Annotated in this window: 7 protein-coding genes; all 7 read right to left on the bottom strand. The window is 70.7% G+C overall.

The annotated features are described in order from the left end of the window. Positions 1–836, bottom strand: an 836-nt coding sequence (gene fliF, locus ACWGQ1_RS17805; protein ID WP_452313469.1) for a flagellar basal-body MS-ring/collar protein FliF, incomplete at its 3' end; no start/stop codon positions are given. Beyond that, positions 836–1141: a flagellar hook-basal body complex protein FliE gene (fliE, locus tag ACWGQ1_RS17800; RefSeq protein WP_136031064.1), complete on the bottom strand. Its 306-nt coding sequence runs from the start codon at positions 1139–1141 to the stop codon at positions 836–838. The genes fliE and fliF, both read right to left, overlap by 1 nt. After that, on the bottom strand, positions 1138–1533 hold the full coding sequence (locus ACWGQ1_RS17795; RefSeq protein ID WP_136031062.1) for a flagellar basal body rod protein FlgC: 396 nt from the start codon (positions 1531–1533) through the stop codon (positions 1138–1140). The genes fliE and ACWGQ1_RS17795 overlap by 4 nt, the downstream gene beginning before the upstream one ends. After that, a complete protein-coding gene (locus tag ACWGQ1_RS17790; protein WP_136031061.1) occupies positions 1530–1871 on the bottom strand; it encodes a flagellar basal body rod protein FlgB in 342 nt (113 codons plus the stop codon). The genes ACWGQ1_RS17795 and ACWGQ1_RS17790 overlap by 4 nt, the downstream gene beginning before the upstream one ends. Before the next feature lie 110 nt (positions 1872–1981). Next, positions 1982–2278, bottom strand: coding sequence for a hypothetical protein (locus ACWGQ1_RS17785; RefSeq protein ID WP_136031059.1), 297 nt, complete (start codon positions 2276–2278; stop codon positions 1982–1984). Beyond that, positions 2275–2661 (bottom strand): flagellar export chaperone FliS, encoded by a 387-nt coding sequence (fliS, locus tag ACWGQ1_RS17780; RefSeq protein ID WP_136031073.1) that lies wholly within the window; start codon positions 2659–2661, stop codon positions 2275–2277. Before fliS ends, ACWGQ1_RS17785 begins: the two co-directional genes overlap by 4 nt. 2 nt (positions 2662–2663) lie before the next feature. Continuing rightward, positions 2664–4052, bottom strand: a complete 1389-nt coding sequence (gene fliD / locus ACWGQ1_RS17775; protein WP_136031057.1) for a flagellar filament capping protein FliD — start codon at positions 4050–4052, stop codon at positions 2664–2666. Between the last annotated feature and the right edge of the window lie 140 nt (positions 4053–4192).

The raw sequence follows: 4192 nt of genomic DNA, 5'->3' as shown, positions 1-4192 counted from the left end.
GTGTAGGTCTCCTCGATGCGCTCGTTCACCGACCGGTCGATCTCGGCGACCACCGTGACGGTCGCGTTGCCGGGGCCGACCACGGTGTCGAGCATCTGCTGCACGCTCGCCGTGACGCGTGCCTCGTAGTCGCCCGCCTGCTGGTCGAGGCCGCCCGTCGAGCCGACGCCGACGGCCGACAGCGTGCGCCCGGTCTGGTCGACCACGGCGACGTTCTCCGGCTTCATGCCGCTGACCGCCGCGGAGGTGAGGTGCACGATCGCCTCGACCTGCTTCTGGTCGAGGGTGCTGTTGCCCGCGGTCTCCACGAACACGGAGGCGGTCGCGTCGACGGTCTCCGACACGAAGACGCTCTCCTCGGGGATCGCGAGCTGCACGGAGGCGGCGGAGACCCCGTCGATCGCGGAGATCGTGGCGGCGAGCTCGCCCTCGATGGCGCGCTTGTACGTCACCGACTGCTGGAACTCGGAGGTGGTGACGCCCATGTCGTCGAGCAGCGAGTAGCCGGCGCTGTTGGCGCTGGGCAGTCCGGCGGATGCGGCGGCGAGGCGCTGGTCGTACACGTCCTTCTCCGGCACGAGGACGGTGGCGCCGCCGTCGGCGAGCTCGTACGGCACCGACGCGGAGCGGAGCTGCTCGACCACGGCGTTGGCGTCGGTCGCGCTCAGCCCGGAGAACAGCGGGGTGTAGGTGGGGCGGGTGAGCCAGCTCGACAGGGCGATGATGCCGAGGGCGAGCACGGCGACACCGATGATGGCGATGGTGCGCTGGGCGAGCGAGAACCCCGCGATGACACGGCGGATGCGCTGGAACGCACCGGCGACGGCCGGGGGCATCAGGCCTGCATCCGCATGATCTCGTTGAACGCGTCGACGCCCTTGTTGCGCACGGCGGCGACGAGCTCGAGCGTCACGGCCGCGCGCGACGACGCGATCATGGCCGCGTGGATGTCGTCGAGGTCGCCCGTGACCGCGGCGACCTTGAGCGCGTCGGAGTCGGACTGCAGCGAGCGCAGCTCGTCGATCGCGCCCGTGACGCTGTTCGCGAAGGCGGAGCCGTCGGTCGTCTTCGCCCCGGTGACGGGGGAGGTGGTGAGACCGAGGGACGAGGCGACGGCCTCGATTCCGGAGACCGCGCTCATGCGTTGCGTCCGATCTGCAGGGCCGACTCGTAGGTCGTGCGGGCTCGGTCGACGATCGCCGCGCTGGCCTGGTAGCCGCGCTGCGCGAGGATGAGCTGGCTCATCTGGTCGCCGAGGTCGATGTCGGGGTAGCGTACGTAGCCGTTCGCGTCGGCGAGGGGGTGGTCGGGCTGGTGCACGAGGCGGCCCTCGGCGCTGCCCTGCACGGTGCCGGCGACGTAGACGCCCGGCGACTGGGCGCTGGTCTGCGCGAGCACGTAGCGCGCACGGAACGCGGCGCCGTCGGTCGAGCGCACCGTGTTGATGTTGGAGATGTTGTCGCTGATGGCGTCGAGCCACTTGCGGTGCACGGTCAGTCCGGTGCCGGCGATGCCGATCGCGTCGAAGGTCATGAGGTCCTCATCGCGGTGCGCATGGAGGAGAACGAGCCGTTCACGGCCTGCGTCGCGAACTGGTAGCGCAGCATGGTGTCGATGCTGGAGAGGGTCTCGGTGTCGAGGTTGACGTTGTTCCCGTTGAGCCTGGTCGGCTCCAGCGAGGTGCCGACCGTCGCCGACACGCGTCCGTCGCCGCGGGCGATCGAGTCCGCGAGGGCCTCCTCGAACCGCACGCGCTTGGCGTGGTAGTCGGGGGTGTTGATGTTGGCGATGTTGTCGGCGATGGCCCGCTGGCGCAGCGAGAGCCCATCGAGCGCACTCGTGAGTGCGGTGATGGTGACAGAGTCGAACACGAACCGGCTCCCCGTGTGTGGTGGAAATGGCCGATCCCTGGCCGAGTCTTGCGAGCCATCCGTGCTCACGGTGCACTGTCGGCAGGCAGGCCGGGTGCGTTAGGCGGCCGTCAGCCGTCCACGTCGAGGTAGGCCGGTGCGTCGGGTTCGCGCGGTGCCGGTACGCGCCCCACGGCGCCGAGGTGCTGGCGGACGCCGTCGATCTCGTGGCGTACGCGGTCCATGGCCGCGCGCTGGCGGTCGATCACGCGGCGGGCGCGGTCGGCGAGGTGCGCGGGCAGCGGCGCGGGCGGCGGCGTCCAGGGCGGCAGCTCGTGCGTCTCGACGGCTCCGTCGGGTGCGGCGAGGATGCGCTCGGCCTCCTGCTCCAGCCGGTCCAGCAGCTCCTCCCAGGCGTCGGCGCTCACGCGCGGCTCTCCGCGAGCGACCGGGACGCCTCGTGCCAGGCGTCGCGCAGCGGGGCGACGATGCCGTGGCAGGCCCTGGTGCGTTCGGGGTCGCGGCCGATGTTCGCGCCGATGAGCGTCTGACTGAGGAAGACGTAGAGCGAGCGGAGGCCGGCGCTGCCGTTCCACTCGTCGGTGAGCGAAGACGACAGTTCGGCGACGATGGCCTGCGCGTGCTGCAGCTGCGCGTTCGCCTCGGCCCAGTCGCCCGCGCGCTGGGCGGTCTCGCCGCGTTCGATGTCGAGCAGCAGGCGGTCGTAGAGCATGGTGACCAGTCGCTCCGGCGGCGCGGAGAGGATGGCGTCCTCGCGGTAGCGCTGCTGGGCGCGCAGGGCGGCGTTCATGCTCACGAGTCCGATCCGGAGCGGCTGCTCGGCAGCGAGTTGATCTGCGACGCCAGGTACGACGATTGCGACTGCATCTGCGACAGCATCACCTCGAGCCGGGCGTAGGTGCGCTCGAGGGTGGCCTTGCGCTGCGCGAGGCGCACGTCCCAGCGCTCCATCTGCTCGCCGAGGCTCTTGACCTCGCTCTCCTGCCCGGTGATGCGGGTGGTGAGCAGCCCGTCGTACTTGTCGGAGAACGACGTCGCGGTCTCCTCGATGCGCGCGGCGACCGCGGAGAAGAGCGCGCCGACCGCGTCCGGGTCCTTCGCGAGCTCCTCGGCGAACTTGTCCTCGTCGAACGTGAGCTTGCCGTACATGTCGGTCGAGATGCCGATGGTGGAGGGCGAGACGCCGTCGACCGGGTGCTGCACGGCGTCGGCGAGCGCGGTGCGCATGCCGCGGATGGTGCTGTCGCCGGTGAACACGCCGAGGGTCGTCTTGCCGCCCTGACCGGTGGGGACGGTCGCCTTCGAGCCGTTGTCGATGCGGGTGAAGATGTCGGTCACGAGGGCGATGAACTCGCCGGAGGCCTTGGTGCGGGCGGCCGTGTCGACGGCGACGGTCACGGTGACGGGGGTGGTGGAGGGGGTGGAGACGGTGACGTCGACGCCTTCGAACAGGTCGGTGAAGGTGTTGCTGGTCGAGGTGAGCACCTGCTCGGCGCCGGTTCCTGCCCACAGGCGCACCTGCGCGTCGGTGCCGGTGGCGATCACGGCCGCGCCGGTCTCGGTGGCGACGTCGGTCGCCGTTCCGTTCTGCACGGCGGCGATATCGCCGCGGTAGACGCGGAAGCGCCCGGCCTCGCCGGAGTCCTCGGCGCGCAGCTGCAGGCGGTGCAGCGGGTTGCCGTCGGCGTCGCGCCCGGCGGGCACGGCGGTGGCCACGATCCCCGTGTCGGCGTCGTTGATCGCCTGCGCGATGTCCTGGATCGACGCGGAGTCGGCCTGCACCTGCACGCGCTCGCCCGCGGCGTTCTCCAGGGTGAGCACGGGCGGGTCGACGGGCCAGCCGCGCGAGGCGGCGGTGACGACGGTGTGGGTCTGGGCGACGCGGTCGACGACGATGTCGGTGGTGAGCGGGACGGCTCCGGCCCGCAGCGCGACCTTCACGGTGTCGGACGACGAGGTGCCGGTGAAGCGGTCGAGACCACCGGGGGCTGCGGCCTTCTCGGCGGCGGTCGCGAGGTTCTGCACGGCGGTGTTGAGGGTGCGCAGCTGCGTCATGACGGCGTTCTTGTCGTCGATCTTCGCCTTGAGCAGCGTGCGCGGGATCGCGTGCACGTCCATCAGCGCCTTGATGATGTCGGTGGTCTTCAGGCCGGACACGAGGCCGTCGAGCGAGAGCGACATGCGCGATCCCTTCCGTGTGGGGGAGGGTCCGGGGGGGGGGAGGGGGCGTCCCCCCGACCCCCCATTCGGTTTCCTTCTTTTGTTTTGGGCCGCGCCACAAACCGAAAACACCCCCGTTTTCCTCTTTTTTCTTTTTTCGC

Source organism: Microbacterium sp. NPDC055599 (genome assembly GCF_053618975.1).
The sequence above is the reverse complement of the archived record's forward strand: the minus strand, read 5'-3'. Positions and strand labels throughout refer to the sequence as shown.

Bases quoted from the DNA above. Each gene is read 5' to 3' on its own strand.
- fliE (WP_136031064.1), bottom strand. From the start codon at position 1,141: ATGAGCGCGGTCTCCGGAATCGAGGCCGTCGCCTCGTCCCTCGGTCTC.
- ACWGQ1_RS17795 (WP_136031062.1), bottom strand. From the start codon at position 1,533: ATGACCTTCGACGCGATCGGCATCGCCGGCACCGGACTGACCGTGCAC.
- fliS (WP_136031073.1), bottom strand. From the start codon at position 2,661: ATGAACGCCGCCCTGCGCGCCCAGCAGCGCTACCGCGAGGACGCCATC.
- fliD (WP_136031057.1), bottom strand. From the start codon at position 4,052: ATGTCGCTCTCGCTCGACGGCCTCGTGTCCGGCCTGAAGACCACCGAC.